Source organism: Moorena sp. SIO4E2, from assembly GCF_010671945.1.
Taxonomy (GTDB): Bacteria; Cyanobacteriota; Cyanobacteriia; order Cyanobacteriales; family Coleofasciculaceae; genus Moorena; species Moorena producens.
Genome location: NZ_JAAHIE010000110.1, coordinates 1 through 17,288 on the forward strand (window position 1 = coordinate 1; position 17,288 = coordinate 17,288).

At 42.9% G+C, this 17,288-nt stretch carries 15 protein-coding genes and 1 pseudogene; 8 read left to right on the forward strand and 8 right to left on the reverse strand.

All coding sequences use genetic code 11. The features are described from left to right. Positions 1-294: 294 nt before the first annotated feature. Both F6K37_RS14200 and F6K37_RS14205 read right to left on the reverse strand, forming a co-directional pair. The gene (locus F6K37_RS14200; protein ID WP_008186537.1) at positions 295-507 is read right to left on the reverse strand and encodes a hypothetical protein; all 213 of its coding nucleotides are present in this window, start codon (positions 505-507) and stop codon (positions 295-297) included. A 262-nt stretch (positions 508-769) separates the two neighbouring features. After that, positions 770-1,180, reverse strand: a complete 411-nt coding sequence (locus tag F6K37_RS14205) for a Fur family transcriptional regulator (RefSeq protein WP_008186534.1) — start codon at positions 1,178-1,180, stop codon at positions 770-772. A gap of 310 nt (positions 1,181-1,490) precedes the next feature. Here F6K37_RS14205 and purS point away from each other — a divergent pair, with 310 nt between their 5' ends. The 7 genes from purS to arsC all read left to right on the forward strand — a co-directional run bounded on the left by purS (position 1,491) and on the right by arsC (position 5,201). Then, positions 1,491-1,772, forward strand: a complete 282-nt coding sequence (gene purS / locus F6K37_RS14210; RefSeq protein WP_008186532.1) for a phosphoribosylformylglycinamidine synthase subunit PurS — start codon at positions 1,491-1,493, stop codon at positions 1,770-1,772. Next, positions 1,769-2,464, forward strand: coding sequence for a phosphoribosylformylglycinamidine synthase subunit PurQ (gene purQ, locus F6K37_RS14215; protein WP_008186529.1), 696 nt, complete (start codon positions 1,769-1,771; stop codon positions 2,462-2,464). The genes purS and purQ overlap by 4 nt, the downstream gene beginning before the upstream one ends. Positions 2,465-2,762: 298 nt before the next feature. Continuing rightward, complete coding sequence (locus F6K37_RS14220; protein ID WP_008186527.1) at positions 2,763-3,065, forward strand: MSMEG_0570 family nitrogen starvation response protein; 303 nt, start codon at positions 2,763-2,765, stop codon at positions 3,063-3,065. Positions 3,066-3,079: 14 nt separating this feature from the next. Then, positions 3,080-3,406 (forward strand): ArsR/SmtB family transcription factor, encoded by a 327-nt coding sequence (locus F6K37_RS14225; protein WP_008186524.1) that lies wholly within the window; start codon positions 3,080-3,082, stop codon positions 3,404-3,406. Positions 3,407-3,556: 150 nt separating this feature from the next. Then, positions 3,557-4,012, forward strand: coding sequence for an ArsI/CadI family heavy metal resistance metalloenzyme (locus F6K37_RS14230; RefSeq protein ID WP_008186521.1), 456 nt, complete (start codon positions 3,557-3,559; stop codon positions 4,010-4,012). Between the two features lie 16 nt (positions 4,013-4,028). Continuing rightward, positions 4,029-4,745, forward strand: a complete 717-nt coding sequence (locus tag F6K37_RS14235) for an MIP/aquaporin family protein (protein WP_008186520.1) — start codon at positions 4,029-4,031, stop codon at positions 4,743-4,745. Positions 4,746-4,805: 60 nt separating this feature from the next. Beyond that, a complete protein-coding gene (gene arsC / locus F6K37_RS14240; RefSeq protein WP_008186517.1) occupies positions 4,806-5,201 on the forward strand; it encodes an arsenate reductase, glutathione/glutaredoxin type in 396 nt (131 codons plus the stop codon). 421 nt (positions 5,202-5,622) lie between these two features. On the opposite strand, the gene F6K37_RS14245 is transcribed toward arsC, so the two are convergent. From F6K37_RS14245 to isiD, 3 genes are all read right to left on the reverse strand, one after another. Beyond that, entirely contained in the window at positions 5,623-6,021 is a 399-nt protein-coding gene (locus F6K37_RS14245; RefSeq protein ID WP_008186515.1) for a hypothetical protein, read from the reverse strand. A gap of 379 nt (positions 6,022-6,400) precedes the next feature. After that, the gene (coaBC, locus tag F6K37_RS14250; protein ID WP_008186514.1) at positions 6,401-7,645 is read right to left on the reverse strand and encodes a bifunctional phosphopantothenoylcysteine decarboxylase/phosphopantothenate--cysteine ligase CoaBC; all 1,245 of its coding nucleotides are present in this window, start codon (positions 7,643-7,645) and stop codon (positions 6,401-6,403) included. Next, on the reverse strand, positions 7,642-7,854 hold the full coding sequence (gene isiD, locus F6K37_RS14255) for a protein IsiD (protein WP_008186512.1): 213 nt from the start codon (positions 7,852-7,854) through the stop codon (positions 7,642-7,644). The genes coaBC and isiD overlap by 4 nt, the downstream gene beginning before the upstream one ends. A 301-nt stretch (positions 7,855-8,155) precedes the next feature. Here isiD and F6K37_RS14260 point away from each other — a divergent pair. After that, positions 8,156-8,383 (forward strand): annotated as a pseudogene (locus tag F6K37_RS14260) (class I fructose-bisphosphate aldolase); the annotation flags it as partial. Positions 8,384-8,542: 159 nt separating this feature from the next. On the opposite strand, the gene F6K37_RS14265 reads toward F6K37_RS14260, so the two are convergent. From F6K37_RS14265 to F6K37_RS14275, 3 genes are all read right to left on the reverse strand, one after another. Beyond that, positions 8,543-9,250, reverse strand: a complete 708-nt coding sequence (locus F6K37_RS14265) for a hypothetical protein (RefSeq protein WP_008186510.1) — start codon at positions 9,248-9,250, stop codon at positions 8,543-8,545. 687 nt (positions 9,251-9,937) lie between these two features. Further along, positions 9,938-11,233 carry a carboxyl-terminal processing protease CtpC gene (gene ctpC, locus F6K37_RS14270; RefSeq protein WP_008186509.1) on the reverse strand — a complete coding sequence of 432 codons (1,296 nt, stop codon included), beginning with the start codon at positions 11,231-11,233 and terminating at the stop codon, positions 9,938-9,940. 467 nt (positions 11,234-11,700) lie between these two features. Beyond that, complete coding sequence (locus F6K37_RS14275) at positions 11,701-16,863, reverse strand: WD40 domain-containing protein (RefSeq protein ID WP_287250872.1); 5,163 nt, start codon at positions 16,861-16,863, stop codon at positions 11,701-11,703. Between the last annotated feature and the right edge of the window lie 425 nt (positions 16,864-17,288).

Consider the following 17,288-nt stretch of genomic DNA (forward strand, 5'->3'; position numbering starts at 1 on the left):
CGCCTTTATAACAATAGTTTTAAACCTTTTCTGCATAACCTACAACCCAAAAAGGCGACCTTATCTTACGGTAACTTCAAACCCTATTCTAAGGTTTCGTCTCCGGGATGCCCCGACCCACCGGAACAACACAAAAAAGTTCAATTTTGAGGTACGTAGGTGGCAGTTAGCTCTTAATTTGTCTTCCCTACTATTTTCATTATAGCATTCTTCAACCTATGCAACACAGTTCCTGTCCGCGATTCATCCCACACCTCAATGCGCATTGAGGTGTGGGATGAATCGCGGTCTTAGCTAAATCCCTTGAGAAAGTTCCTTGGAACAGAACATCTCACGAGATTCTTGCTTAACATAACCATTCATCACAGCTAGCTGTAGCTTCATGAAGGCATTTAAGTCTTCCAGTGGATATTTTCTGGTTAGAAGCTGCCGTAGCTTATCTTCTTCTGTCACACTCAAATAGCGAGTTTTGAGTGCTTTTTGTACAACTTCCCTGATATTAGCCATAACACAAGCACCTGTTAAAATCAATTAGCACCTTCGAGGCTGAAAGTCTGGCAAAAGCCAATTGAGACTATCCCTCTACAGTACTTATCACCCCTTTTTAAGCTTTTTAAGCTTTTTATGTTAATGATGTAGACGACAGTTAATCTGTGTACAATGGAACATTGTACATTGTACTGATATGGTGTCTTTGGTTAGGTAAGGGCGTCGCCAGCATCACCAAGCTTCTGTTAGCAGGGCTGTTTTAGGTGATTACGGTATTATCTCATTCTGAATCTTGATATTCTGTAGCATTGGTTACAGAACACTGTTCACATAATCCAAAAAATTCCAAGGTATGGTAAAAAATAGTGAATTGATAAGAATTTTGCAACTTCTTCTGTAATTGAGGTATGGGACATTCCTCAATGGGAATAGACATGCCACAATTGAGACAAGTGAGGTGATGTTGATCCTCTTGTACACCACTGTAGAGGGATTCTCCACTACCAAGAGTCCGGACTTGCACCATTCCTTCCAGTTTTAAAGCATCCAAAGCGCGGTAAACTGTAGCCAAACCCATAGATTGCTTACGTTTGCGCAGCTCGACATAAAGATCTTGGGCCGACATAGCCCGATTCAAGGTTGTGAGCAGTTTCAGAATTCGCTCTTGGGAGCGGGTGCGTTGGCCTTTCATTAATCTTTTTTTAATATCCTAGAAATTTTTTGATGTTAATGGTGCTTGTTGGTTCAAACTGTAAAGAAGGATTAATGATCAACGGATCATGAGCAATAATGATCGCGGCTGTGCCCAAATCCCAGGATTAGGCTAGCCCTAGTTACACGCTGTGGCAGCTAAAAAAAATACTAGCTCAAAAAATACTAGCTCAAAAAAATACTAGTTGCTCAGTAACCTATCAGTAACCTAATTGATAGACTTTTTTAATCCTTGATCGTTCATCCTTGATATTATATCCATTATCATTATACAGTGAAAGGGGAGAGTTGTGATTAAAAAATATCAGGCTTCTATTTATGTTACACTTAGAAATTCCGTATTGGATCCAGCCGGTGTAGCTGTTGAGTCAGGACTGAAGCAGCTAGGCTACGAGAGTGTAGAACAGGTGCGTATTGGTAAATATATCGAACTGAGGCTGAGTGCTGCTAATGAAGATACGGCGCGAGAGCAATTGAATCAGATCTGCGACCAGCTCTTAGCCAACCCAGTTATTGAAAATTATCGCTTTGAATTGGTTGAGATGTCAGCACAACTAGGAGTGGAAGCATGAAATTTGGGGTGGTGGTCTTTCCTGGGTCAAACTGCGATCGCGATATGGCCTATGTTACAACTAGCTTACTCCAATGTCCAACCAGGATGGTTTGGCATCAAGAAACCGATATTTCTGACTTAGATGTGGTGGTACTCCCTGGGGGCTTTAGCTATGGGGATTACCTGCGCTGTGGCGCAATTGCTCAGTTTTCTCCAGTGATGCCAATGGTGGTAGACCATGCTAAACAGGGTAAATTTGTCTTGGGCATTTGTAATGGCTTCCAGATGCTGACCGAAATGGGGATGTTACCAGGGGCATTAGTCAGAAATCGGGACTTACATTTTATTTGCGATCGCGTTCCAGTTAAAGTAGAGCGCAATGATTTATATTGGACTACAGCTTATCACCCAGGAGAAATTATAAGTCTACCTATTGCCCATGGTGAAGGGCGCTACTACGCTGATGCTGAAACTCTCAAAGCTCTCGAAGACAATGGTCAAGTATTGTTTCGTTACGCTACTGTTTCAGGAGAGATAGAGACAATAGGTAATCCCAATGGTTCCCTAAATAACATTGCCGGAATTTGTGATACCACTGGCAAAATTTTGGGTATGATGCCCCATCCAGAACGAGCAGCTGATCCGATGTTAGGCAATATCGATGGGATGAGATTGTTTCAGAGTTTGTTAAAGACTTTTAACAATTGCTAGTGTTTTCAATACCACAAATTACCGATAACCGCGACCGCTACATGGGTCGCCTAAACGTTATATGTGTGCCACAGATTCCAATTATACCGGATCTGGTTGACTGAGAAATATTGCCAGAAACTTCAGTTTAGTATTTTTGAAATTGGTCGCTGTAAATGCGGGAAAGGGTATTTTTAAAAGCAAAAGGAAGCAGAGGTTAGCCCTTGACTGGACGGCAAGTCTTTGTTCAAGTTTATCGTTATAATTAATTAAATAAAAAATTCCAAGTCTAAAATATAAAATCCGATCAGATAAGAAGATGCCTGAAACTCACTTCCAGATTGAATGGCCTGATGGTTATCAGGAACTTTGCTATTCTCCTTCTCTAGTAGTCAAGAAATATTTTAATGCTGAGCAAGACTATTCTCTGTCGGAATTTGTGGCACTATCTCGAACTGCGCTTAACGATGGTAGTGATCGCGTCAAAGCTCAATTTGGTTTCTCTTGTAGCAAAGCACTAGGACAACTGAAGCAAATAGAAGACACAGCTAAGAAGTATAGTAATCTATCTGAACCAAAAGTGCGATTACTTAAATTTATCGATGTCCAACCCACAGAATAATTCAATAAAAATTGATGCAAGCCACTTCTGCTCCAGACTCCACTACTATCCTCGCTGGCTTCCATGCTCTTTCCGATCCCCTGCGCCTGGCAGTGATTGAGCTACTGAGATCGCAAGAGTTGTGTGTTTGTGATTTATGCGATCGCTTAAATGTCCAGCAATCAAAACTATCATTTCACCTCAAAACCCTTAAACAAGCTGGTTTGATTCGCCCCCGCCAACAGGGAAGGTGGATGTACTACAGCCTGAATTTGCCCCAGTTTGTGGTTTTAGAGCAATATTTGGCAGAATTTCGTCGCACAGCTGTGATGGTACCTACCCGTAGTTGTTGCTCAGACTAGCTTAGGGTCTAGACTGCTTTTGATGTACCTAATACCATTAGCCCAATACCATTAGCCAATTCAGCCGATGGCTTAACTATTGTTTAAGCAATAAATCAATTTTTTTTGATATATTAGGATTAACTAATTAGTAAAACAGGAGGGTTCTTCATGGCTACTCTCAAAACTCATGTCTCCCTGAATGTCACTGACCTTCACAAATCTGTCACCTTTTACCAGGCAATGTTTGGTGTATCTCCAGTTAAATACAAAGCTGACTACGCCAAATTTGATTTGGCAAATCCGCCCCTCAATCTCACCCTAGAACTAAACCCCAACATGGACTCTGGTGGGACATTATCTCATCTAGGTGTACAGGTTGAAACGACAGAAGACGTACAAGCTCAGATCAAGCGTTTTCAAGCTGCAGGACTAGAGGTGTTAGAGGAAAAGAACACTCACTGTTGCTATGCCATCCAGGATAAAGTTTGGGTAAGTGACCCAGATGGTAACCGCTGGGAAGTATTTGTGGTGAACGTCGAAGATACTTCACCCGAGATGAATCTCAAGATTACCGACAATTCTCAGCAGGAATCCAATACTGTGACATCCTCCTGCTGTGGATAAATTAAATCACCTTTAAATGAGAATCCGCAAACTGATACCCAAACAAACTCTCGGGCCCTTAATATCCCATTGCTGGCGAGAGGCAGTAACTGAAGGCATGGCTACATTTATCTTAGTCTTTTTTGGCACTGGTGCTGTCATGGTTAATCACATCACTAGTGGAGCCTTAACTCATCTGGGCGTCAGTTTTGTTTTTGGAGCAGTGGTCGCTGCTTTAATCTATGCCACAGGACATATTAGCGATGCCCATATTAACCCAGCTGTGACTCTTGCTTTCTGGGCTAGTGGCTTTTTTCCCGCTCGCAAGGTGTTACCTTATATCCTGGCTCAATGCATTGGTGCGATCGCTGCTTCAACATTACTGTTGTTGACACTGGGGTATGTTGCTGATCTTGGCGCAACTCTGCCTCTACAAGGGAACTGGTTTCAATCCTTAGTCCTGGAAGTAGTACTCACCTTTATCTTAATGTTTGTCATCTTAGGCTCTGGTCTCGACCGCCGTGCTCCCATTGGCTTTGCTGGTTTGGCTATTGGCTTAACCGTAGCATTAGAAGCAGCTTGCTTCGGACCAATTACCGGTGCCAGCATGAATCCAGCCCGTTCATTGGGGCCAGCTGTAGTAGCTGGAATTTGGCAACATCAATGGATTTATTGGGTTGCCCCAATTGTAGGAGCGCAATTAGCTGTGATTGCCTATCGGCAACTTTCCCATGGATTTAGGGATATTCAATAAAACCATAGCTAGCTAAAAATTAACAACTAAAAACTAACAACTAAAAACTAACAAATTACTATGAAACAAATCATGTTTGTTTGTAAAAGAAATTCCTGCCGCTCTCAAATGGCGGAGGGGTTTGCTAGAACCTTAGGAGAAGGAAAGATTTCTGTTACTAGTTCTGGACTAGAAGCAAGCCGAGTTCATCCTACAGCAATTCAAGTAATGGATGAAATTAATATAGATATTAGAGACCAGACGTCTAATCCTTTAAAGGATTTCAAGGCTGAAGACTATGATGCTGTAATTTCCTTGTGCGGCTGTGGTGTTAATTTACCAGAAGCCTGGGTATTACGAGATGTGTTTGAAGATTGGCAGCTTGATGATCCTGATGGGCAACTACTAGAGACGTTTCGCCGTGTCCGAGATGAAATTAAAGAACGAGTAGCTAAGTTAGTGGAAACATTGAGCTAATTAGTTTAGCAAAGGGAACAGGGACTTCGGAGCAGGGAGTAGGGAACAGGGAACAAACATTCTCTCAATTGATTTAGGATTGCTATTGATTTACAGTTGATTGGACTTTGGAAAAAATTTTATGTTCTGTCTTTAGTATCCTTATCTATAAGACGATATCACCGGTCAATTCCGTCCAATTTTTTGAGTTATGCCCGATGTTTTCAAAATCGGGTCATAACTCAAAAAAAAGGGACTCTACCGAACATAGTGTGTATAAAACCGCGCTTTCTGAAAGCATTATTATGCTGTTATTCGCTTAACAAAACTACATAATGGTTTGATGAGTGATCGCTAAATCACAAGGGTTTCAGCGTGTGAAGTTATATTTCGCCAACAGCATCGCGATAGCGTAAGCCAACACAAATGTTCTTGGGCGTTATTACCAAACCATCGTTTGACCCAATTCATTACGCAAATTAATTACTGAACTTTCTCTACAAACACTCACAGGACAAACGTCGAATACATAGACAGCATCTCCATCAGGGGCACAAAGTAAAACGAACATTGCATCTTTACCCTGCATTCGACCTTCTACACCAGACATTCGCAAACGTCTTACAGTTCCGTTTTGTAACTTTCCTGCAGCTTCGTACTTTTTGAATTTTTCGAGTGCTTTTAATTCACAAGCTGTCCGGCTAGTTGTGCTAACAGCTGACCAACCAGAACCAGTACCCCAGGTAGGTCTTTCTGCCCTAGCTGCTCTAGGAAGGAATGCCGTTAATAGTCCCGAGGCAATAAGTGGAATTATAAGAGTAGTAGATAAACGTGTAGACATAATACAAAAAGTCTATTTTTGATTGGAATTATTATATCTACTAGTTTAAAGTAGATCACTAACAGTTCTGTATTAATAAATGTAACAACAAGGCTAATTATTATTTATTATTGTGCCACAAGCGTTTTGGCAGGGTAAGCGCAAGAATCAATAAGCTGTAGCTTATTGATAAAAAAAGGGCATTATTATCAACAAGCCAACTCTATTGAGAATAAAGTTCTACCAGATTATAGGGGTTTCGAGCCACGCTCAACCGATATCCAGCCAATGCACATTATGGGCAATTTTTTCTTGCGCTTACCCTGAAGCGTTTTGGCTGTGCTTACAAAACTTTACAAAGAGCCCAAAACTTGTGTCCGACTACTTATAGTAATACTAGTTATCTAGTAATTATTTGATACTTTACATTACTATTGTCCTCGGGACTGTTTTGGATAAAATAAAATAAACGGTGAGCTAACTCTAATTTAGTGCAGCGATTAATCTGTTGATGCCGTCCTGTTTTATCAATCAAAATTGCCTGGTTGGTATCACTGCCAAAACCAGCGTTTGGTTTGTCAACTGGGTTAGCTACAATTGCATCCAATCGCTTTTTGTTTAATTTTTGTAACGCAGGTTTGATAATATCTCCAGTCTGTGCTGCAAATCCAACTAAGTACTGATGGGGCTGTTTCAGTCGTCCCAATTCAGCTAGGATATCTGGCACCGGTTTTAGGGGTAGAGCAGCAGGAAGTCCATGCTTCGGTATCTTCATATCCTGGTAGATTCCGGGGGTTACATCTGCTACCGCTGCTGCCATCACAATCAAATCAGCATTGGGAAAATCTGCTAGCATTGCCCGATGCATCTCAGTAGCACTAACTACTGGAACTGTCCGGATACCCATCGGTGCTTCCCAAGTAGCCGGTCCATGAACTAGGGTGACAACTGCTCCCCGATTTCTGGCAGCTTGGGCTAGGGCTAGTCCCATCTTGCCTGTGGCGGGATTCCCGATAAAGCGTACTGGATCTATATATTCCCGAGTGCCACCAGTACTGATTAAGACTTGTTTACCGGTTAAGTCTCGTTTGCCACCAGTGTACAGCAGGGATTGGATAGAGGCGATTATCTCCTCTGGTTCTGCCATCCGTCCTGCACCAATGCGATCGCATGCTAACCGTCCTGCTGTTGGACCAACACTATGATACCTGGGGTCACTTAACAGCTGTTGCCAATTTCGTTGCACTGACTGCTGCTTCCACATATCTGTATTCATCGCTGGTGCCAACAAAATAGGGCAACTAGACGCTAGAACCGTATTGGTTAGTAAGTTATCTGCTAAGCCATAAGCCAACTTACCTAAGGTATTAGCGGTCAGAGGAGCAATCACCAATACTTCTGCCCATTCCCCTAATTCAATATGCACCGGGCGTTCGTGCTTTGCTTGCCAGAATACGTTGTCTGTATAAGCTGGATGGCGAGAGAGGGTACTTAGAGTCAAAGGAGTGATAAATTTTTCAGCTCCCTGGGTTAGAATTACCCTTACTTCAGTGACCGCCTTAAATAGGGTAGAAACAACCTCACAAACTTTATAGGCAGCGATGCCCCCACATACACCAATTAAAACTTTTCTACCCTTATTCACGCCTCGTCGTAAGCTTCTATGTCCAGTAAGTAGATATAGGGTTCTGCTAACTCTGGACGCTGAAACGCCAGTGCCCGCAGCAGATGCCAATCTTTGAGTCCTTCAAATGCGCTAGAGTAATCATCCAGCTCTAGACGTGCAGCCAACTTGGCAACGTCCTCTGCACTGAGAGCGTTAAGGTCACGTTGGGAAATGGTCGTAGTTGCCATCACTCACGCCTCTCTTGGTTAGCTTTTTTGTTAACAGTTGTACTTCTTCGACAACTTTACTTATATTATCCCTATTTAGTTACACAACTGAGTATAGATAATACCAGCTTTAGGGTGAAGTATTCGTAAATTTTTTATCAGTTTTTAGGGGTCATTTGTATGGAGGCTTACCATAGAAATACAAATTATCCACAAACTAGCTGTAAGTAGTCAGTTATTATTAGTTATTATTAAAGCCCCTTTCCCAATCAGAAATTGTCAAAATAAAAGTAGAGTGACTTTTCTATGAACTCTTATGGTTATGACTGCTACCCTTACCACATCCCAATCGATTGAATCCTGGTTGGGTGATGAAGCCGAAAGCCTGCTTAGTTACAAGGCAAAGCTGAGGAAAGAGTTATTGCATCTCCCTGGCCCTGATTGGGTGGCACGGATTTTTGGAAATAGCGATCGCTATTGCCAAGTGCTCCGCAGTCTCCAGCAGTTTTATTCAACTGGACTACTGCTGATCGTTGGTTCATTGATAGTCTAGCCTCTTTGATCAGTAGGCTCAGATGGGTGATAGCACCTCAAGTAGCACCATCTGTAGCCAATTAGCTGAGGGCTGAATGCTTACAACAAACCCCACAACAGAAGCAAGTGGGGTTTGTATGACTAATTATTGTAGCTAATTAGATTGTGAGGCAAACTAAACTAGCTTTTTCTTAAGGGTTAAACCAGTACCTAAAGCACCTAAGGCCAATAATCCCAGCCCTGAAACAGGTTCTGGTACAGTGGTCAAATTAGCAAAAAACACTAAATCCGGGTCATCCAACCCTGCTTCGCTCCCCAGTATGTAGGTTGGATCACGATTAATCGGGTCTTCAGCAGCAAACCCAGTCCCACCAGTATAGGGGTTTCCTTGGGCCAACTCAAAGTTTACTCGGGTATCTATATAAACAAAGTATTCTGCTGATACGTCAGCCAGTTTGAGCCCATTTTCAGCAAATTTATATGTACCGTTACTGACTGAGGTACTACTCCCCAATAAACCATTTACTCCTACCGTTTGACTGGATAAATCAGCAGGAATACCTGTGAATCGCGAGTCAAAGACATAGGCAATACCCGAATTTTGAGTGCCTAGGGTAAATGAGTTTAACAAAACCGAACCGGATGTGGGAGCTGTGCCACTCCCCGCATCACCTGGTACATTGGGCGTAAAACTTTGACCCGGAAATGGCAAATCTATGATTTCTCCTGGTGGGAAAAAGTCGGCTACAAATAAACCACCAGTGCTATTTCCTACAGAAAAAGTCGCTGCACTCACCGGTTCTAAAGCAGTGGCTTGTAAAGCAACTGAGGTTCCTAAAACAACAACTGCTGCTCGAATGAAAGGGACTGATTTTTCTTTCATCGACTTTGAGGTAGTCATATGCTGGTTAATTAAGTGGTAGATTTTTGATATCAAAAAATACTATGAGGTTAAATGACATGAATCTACTTAACCCCCTATTTCTTTACGGAATTAGGCATTTTTACTAACTCACGTTAATTACATAGATTAATACCAAATCAGTTTGCTTTTGATAAAGATTCAGTAAAGTTTCAGACCAGTAGAGATTTAGCATACTACGTCTCTACTTTTTGCTCAGTAAGGAAATTGATCTGACGACGAACCGGGCTAGGATCCTCATGATTTGGTAATTATTCTGACTTGTGGTACAAAAAAAACGGTCTCAATTATCAACAAGACCGCTCCATCAAAACAATGCTGACTCAATGTATACTAAGTCTGGAATAGCAAAAATTTTTCTCAGAATACACTACTTGGAAAGCCCGATAACTTACCAAATATAACACTAAGACATAAACTTACGACATCATACTTTCCTTGAAAGGGAAAGGGGAACAAGGAATCTCGGATCAGTAAAATATCTTAATTTATAACCGTAGTGTGTTTGCCAATTACCAATTACTAATTACCAATTACTAATTAGCAATTACCAATTACCAATTAGAAGTAGTTGGGAGAATTGGTAACATAAAATCTCCCATCTCTTGCCACACTCGACCCACTCTCAATCAGTGAAAGGTTTAAGGCTTAACGAGCTTTACCTTCTGCCCTTGAGCCTTGTTTGGCAGCAATTTCCTGCATCAAAATCTGAAACGCTTTGGCATACTGAGCATCTTCCAAGGTGCCAACTTTGTCACGATTTTTCTGCAAGTCTTTACGCTGTTCATCCGAAAGCTCAAACACAATATCTGGTTCAATTCCAGACTTATTAATATCGCGACCACTAGGGGTAAGGTACTTAGCAATAGTTACTGCCAGACCTGAGCCATCTCCAAGCCCTCGGACGGATTGGACTAGGCCCTTACCAAAAGTCTTAGTTCCTACCAATATGGCACGTTGATTGTCTTGTAAAGCACCCGAAAGAATTTCGCTAGCACTGGCTGAACCACCATCCACCAGTACCACTAATGGTTTATTAGTCAGAGAGCGATTAATTGCTTTCTGGTATTCGGCTTTGCCGATTCGATTAACTGTTGACACAATCGTACCAGAATCAAACCACATCCGAGCAATTTCAATGCTGGCATAAAGTAGCCCCCCAGGGTTAGAGCGGAGATCTAAAACATAGCCACTAACGTTCTGATCTTCTAACTTTCGGATTGCTTCCCCCATCTCCTTGGCCGCGTTAGCACTAAATTGAGAAAGGCGAATGTAGCCGATGCCATAACCATCTGAAGTTTCCCGATAGCTATACTTTACAGGGTGGATTTCAATCCTAGCTCGTGTGATCGGATAGTCTACTACCTTTTGGCCTCGCTGAATGGTCAAAGTCACGGAAGTCCCTGGCTTGCCTCGGATCAGTTGTACTGCATCGTTGACATCCATACCTTCGGTACTCTTGCCATCAATTTTGATAATGATATCCTTCGCCAGGATTCCCGCTTTAAAAGCTGGGGTATCTTCAATGGGGGAAATCACCATCAACTTTTTTGTTTCCTCATCCAGGGCAATCTGAATACCTACACCAGTTAATTCCCCAGATGTATCAATCTGCATATTCTTGAACTCTTCGGGATCCATAAACCGGGTGTAAGGATCGTCCAAGGGCTCTAGCATTTCCCGGATTGCCTTGTAGGCTTGTTCCTTGCTGCTGTAAGACCGATTCAGATAATCTTGGCGAACTTCTTCCCAATCAACCTGGTTGAAGGTAGCATCTACATACCTGCGGTTAATAATTTGCCAAACTTCATCAACTAGCTCCTTAGGACTCTCGCGAAAGAAAGCCTGACTTTGAGATAGATGAAGACCAGCTCCTGTAACTGCTACAGTTGTTAGGACTACTGCTGTCGCACCAAGAACCAGGCCACGTTTTGTAATTACCATAATCCTTTCGCTTAAGGTCGGGAAACTAATGCAAAGGAGCTAAGTTAAATCTAACGAACGGGGATGCCAGACAGCTCCTATGCAAATCAATCTGAGACTGACACCCCCTTGTTCAATTTTGGGTAGTCTAACCCTTTTAAGATACCCCTATGGCTATAGCCTTTTAGGGGTCATCTGTGTTGTTGATTAGGGTCGTGAGGATATTATTTATCCATACTAACCTGATTAGCTAATCAGGCCATCATACCACCACACCACACCACCATAATCCCATCTAGCTAGGATTTCAAGAAATAACCTATCCTGACTAAGGATAAGGAAGCTGGGGGTATCAGTCCCATATTATTAATTTTCCTCCCACCCAACTTCCCCTCCGGAAAATTATTGTGGTCATTGGTTTTCATCGTTAGTTGTTCAATGATTACCTATTCACCATTTCCCAGTCTAACATTACCGCTTCGAACCTACTAATTATTCGATTTTATATAGCTGTTTGTCATCAGCTGACAAAGTTGGCGATCGCTTTCTCTGACCTCTGGGTTGTTTTGGAGATAATTTCTTAGCCAGTGGCAGCTTTTATCTAGCAGATCGTCTAAATTCAAATTCCAAATGGCCACTGTCCCATCTTCACTAGCCACTGCCAAGGCTGTTCCATCATGGCTCCAGCTAAGATTTGTGACGCGATGCTCACCAGCTTTCAACGTTTTGATCAGGGTGTCGTCGAAGCGCCATAGCTGAACCTGGTTGTCCCAGCTGCTGGTTGCCAAAATTTTGCCCTTGGGGCTAAAACGGACTTTTGCCACACTATCAGTATGGCCTTTGAGGGTTGATTGTAAAGTGCCATCTTTGCGCCAGAGTTTCAGTGTGTTATCATAACTAGCGGTTGCCAAGAACTTGTTGTCAGGTGAGAAGCTGACATCCAAAACCCAATTGCGATGACCTGGTAGTGTTTTCAGGAGTTTCCCATCAGCACTCCACAGCTTTACAGTTTTATCATCACTGGCCGATGCCAATCGCTTACTATCCTGGCTAAACTTAACTGCATTAACCCGCTCACTATGACCACTGAGGGTATGAATCAATTTACCAGTGCGATCCCAAATTTTGACTGTCCTGTCCCGACTGGCAGACGCGAGCCGCTTCGAGTCAGGACTAAAACTAACATTCAATACCCAGTCCTGATGTGCTTTTATTGTCTTAATCAAAGTACCGCTACGATGCCAGAGTTTCACGGTGCCATCTCGACTACCGGAGGCAATTAGCTCACCATCAGCACTCAAACTAATGCTATAGACCAGATCATGATGCCCTGTCAAGGTTTGGAGCAGCTTACCGTTGCGATCCCAAAGCTTAACAGTTCTGTCATTACTAGCTGTGGCAATCTGTTGAGAGTCTGGAGAAAAGGTTACATCCTGTACATCATCTTGATGCCCTCTTAAAATCACGTGAGACTGATTAATACTACTCCAGAGCTTGATAGTTTTATCGTGGCTGGCTGAAGCCAGAATCAGTTGGTCAGTTTGAGGGTTGGATGGTTGTAGAGGGATATGAGAATTGCTGTGGGCTAGGTTGTCTTGAGAACTAAAGGGCTCAGTAGGACTGAAACTGACAGCACTAACCCCATCGCTGTGTCCCTTAAAGGTGTTTATTAAAGTGCCTTCACGGTTCCATAGCCGCACGGTATTATCATCACTGGCAGAGGCAATCAGCTGACCATCAGCACTGAAAGCAAGACCTAGGACCCATCGCTGATGCTTGGGAAAGGTTTTGATTAGTTTGCCATTGGTACTCCACAACCTGACCGTTTGATCGTCGCTAGCGGAGGCAATTAACTGACTATCTGGACTAAATACTACACAGTTAACCTGAGCGCTATGTCCTCTAAGAGTATTTAGCAATGTTCCCGATTGACTCCACAGCTTAATGGTGTTATCCGCACTAGCAGAAGCAATGATCTTGCCATCTCTACTAAAGCTTACCGACCGCACTACACCCCGGTGACCGGAAAAGGTTTTAATTAATTGGCCATCAACGGTCCATAATCGAATTTTCTTATCTTTGCCAGCTGCAGCAATCATCTGGCCATCTTGACTAAAACTGACACTGTATATATGACCAGCATCAGTGGTAATTGTTCTGACTAGCTCCCCAGTTTGACGCCATAGTCTGACTGTGCCATCCCAGCTACTAGAGGCAATTAACTGACTATCTGCACTAAACGATACGCTGGTTACACTATCTTGATGACCTTCAATTGTTTGGATTAACTTGCCATCAGGATGCCACAGTTTTACCGTTTTATCGCGGCTGGTGGAGGCAATAAACTGACCATCTGGGGAAAAACTGATGCTCGAAACAATATCACTATGTCCTTCCAGTCGATTGTGTTCGGAAACTGAATAAACTGCCTGGGACAGAGCTGTGATTACTTGTAGACGGGTATCTGCCTCTACTGTTCGAGATGGTAGATATTGCTGCTCTTCCTGCTGTAGTTTTTTTGCGGCTCTTAACCCTTCGAGCAAAGCATCAAAGGTTTTATTGGACACGAAAAGAGCTTCTGAAGAGGCACTCAGCGCACTAAGCATAGCATTGATTCGTTGAGCTTCGGCTCGCCATCTCAACCCACCATTGGTCACTGCTAAAACTGCCATCACTGTGCTAATGGCAATGGCACGCAATCGTTGTTTACGAACCCGCAACAGTTGACTCTCACTTTGTTTTAGCCGTACTTTAATATTAGATTGGGTACGTTGCTTATATTTTTGACGAATCGGTAGAACTAGATAATCATGAATTAGCTGATATCGGTTTTGTGGTGTTTCTGGCACTCGGAAGACTAAACCAGAACCTACCAAAATTTCCAAAATCAAGGGGATTTGAGTTAGTGTGGCGTTGTTACCATTGGAGACTGCTAACTCAGCTTGGGTTTTTAAGGGACGGGTACCTCGTTGATCGGTTAAGGAGAATAAAACCTCCCAGACGGCATCTTCATTCTCTGGCCCACAATCATAGATAATTTGGGAAAGCGATCGCTCTACTAGAACTGTCTTGGGGTCATCTCCCAAAGCTCGGTATCCTGGAAGGGTAGTAATTTTTTCCGCTTGTAGCTGAGCACCCACGACTTGTAACTCAATTAAGCGCACCACTCCCGTATTGGTGACTAAATCCTTTAGCAGTGCCTCGATTAGAGCAGGTTCTAACTTCAACTGAGATACTGCTGTTAAGGAGTGAATAACGTTTTTGGCATTCTCTGGGGACAGATCCCCTAAGTGATAACGCAGCTTCTGATCCAGGATATTGTTGTTAATGACACTGAGATCCTTATAGCGCTCAAATTCCAACAAGTAATGTAGATAATCTTCTCGCATAGACAAGATTATTTTTACAAAGGGGAGATTGAGGGCCTGGGCTAAAAAATCATAAAACTGATGCCGTTGCCCTAAGTCGGTGGCAAGGAAAAAAAATTCTTCAAACTGGTCAAAAATCAGGACGGTTAATAAGTTATGCTGGGAACACCGATACAACTTATCGAGAATGGCTTTCGCCGTAAGCGTTCCCTTGGGGTTGGTTGTTCGCCCTAGGCGTTCCCTTGGGGTTGGTTGAACGGTTGAAGGTGAAAGGTTGGCATCTTTAAACTTGAAGAGGACTGTACTTGCTAATTCAAGGTCTAGACGTTTTTCCAGCTCACCGAGCCAATTCCTGTAAACCGTTTGCACCACCGTCAAAGTTTGTCTAGCACCAATAATTCTGGAGCTAAGTGCAGGAAGTAAACCAGCATTAATCAGGGAACTCTTGCCAACCCCAGAAGTCCCGTGAATCACGGTTAGTTTGTGGTCATTGCGGCTAATGCGTTCGAGCAGGCTATTGACATCGGTTTGACGTCCAGCGGCTGCAATTTCTAGGGCTGATGGACAAAAACCTTTCTTGGTAATCGTTGCATCAATTTCTCGACTTGGCCCGACACTCTGTAACGGAGCCATACCAGCAAAGGTAGAAAACCTAAACTGTTGTTCTATCAAGCGTTTTTGTTGCTTAAGTTCAAAGCCTCGTTGGTATGCTTTTTGCTCGAAGTAGAGCGTACGCAATTCCTCCAACAGTTCCATGAACAGCTGAGGCTGCTGCTGTAGAGGATTGGGCTCGATAGTTTTGAGGTTTATGGCTTGTTCAAGATAATTAATCGCAGATTTTGGCTTGCCCAGCTGACGCACAGATCTAGCCGCTAGCAGCAGATAGGAACCTCGGTGGCAAAGCTTTTGAGGGTTGAGAGTCGGCTGAGATGTCTCCAGAGTACCCACAGCTGTGAGGGCTAAGTCTATAGCACGGTTCCAATGGGATTGCTCATAGGCAACTGTTGCCAAAAAGCCATAGGCTCGAGAGAGCTGAACTGGTTGATCTTGAGTTTGAGGCTGTGCCAGAAACGCTAGCGCTAAAGCTTCTAATTCTGTCCAATTTTCCAGGTGTTGTAGGACTTCTCCCAGTTTTATGGTCAACTGAGCCACCAAGTCCAAGCGTCCTGTTGTAGTAAACACCTCAATGGCAGTACAGAAGCTTTTCTGGGCTTGCTCCCACTGATGGCAACCGATGGAGCCTTGCAACTGGGCTTGACGGCAATAGCACAAGCCGATGTGATAGAACACTAAACCAAGCCGTTCTAAACCTGAAGGGGTGAGGGGGGGATGAGAGAAGGGGGGGATTGAGTGCTTAGTTTGTCCGAGACGTTGGTCGAAACAGTTACCTGTGTCCCTTGTGCCCTCTTTTCTCTTCTTCGAAGCTCTGCCTTGGATAGTTGTACATCCGTTTACCTGTTTAACCGGTTTATAATATTGTTCATGTGAATGGGGAGCCTCACTGCACAACCAGCCTGCCCATTCTCCTATATCCTGTTTCCAAAAATTTAGACTCTGCTGATAATGCTCCAAGGCCAGATTAATCTGGTCATTTTCAAAGGCATCTCGCCCTAGAATAAAGTGCTTGCTAGCTAGTAGGACAGAATCTACGCTGATGTCATGAGATTGCAAATCCTGTAATGCCCACTCAAATTCTTGGCGTCGGGGGCAATCGGAAGCTAAAGAAAGCACCTTGTTGGGCAAAAACTCTCCCAAGTCTCTAGCCAAAATATTGGCAAAAATTTCATCTGTGGTCTTGTAACATAAAGCGAGTAATTGGTCAATGGTAAGTTCAAACCGAATCGAGGTAGTAGCCCAATTTTTAAAATATGGAGCAAGCCTGATCAACTTTTGAAGTCCCTTGTCAGTTACCCATACCACTAAGGGACAGGTTAAGCATTTGGGCAATTCATCTCGCACCTGGTTAGCTGAAAGTAGTACCTGGTTGATGCCATCAACTGACTCTAGACCCGATACCATTAGGGCAGATGTTGTCCCATACTGTTGGGTGGTAAAAATATTACTAAATAGAGTTTGACTAGACTTGTTAAGAATTAGCTCACCTATGGTGAGCTCTGTAATTTCTCGAACATACTGCCATATTTGCTTCCTAAATAACTCGTAGTTGCATCGCACCAAAATCAGTGCAAATTCTCCTTGGGAGAACATTATTGCCCGGGATAGGCTTAATAGAGAGCGAGCACTGTATGGGGCTAGTGTTTCTGGGGGATTTTGCTGCTTCATGTCACTAACCTTTTGACCCCTACTGGTACAGAAATTCCCTATTACTAGGGTGATTTACCCTCTAGATAGTAAGATTACTATCAGAACTTATCGGTAAGTATGGGTTTTCACTTATAAAAAACAATAAGCATAATCAGGTCTTACTCAAGAAAAACGTCTATCATAATTCCCTTGATAAATAGTTCAGTAATTACTACTACTTAGTTGATAAATATATTTAATTAAAATTATTAATAGCAATGATAAATTCACTTATTTATCCTCAAGTCCCTAGCCGGGATATCAGTGATTTCCCGGAATTTTTCATTTTTTATAGTGGGGTGGAACTATATAGCAATTCTCATAGCTATGAGGTACACAATTTCGGGATTTTAGGTAATAGGTAATAGGTAATAGGTAATAGGTAATAGGTAATAGGTAATAGA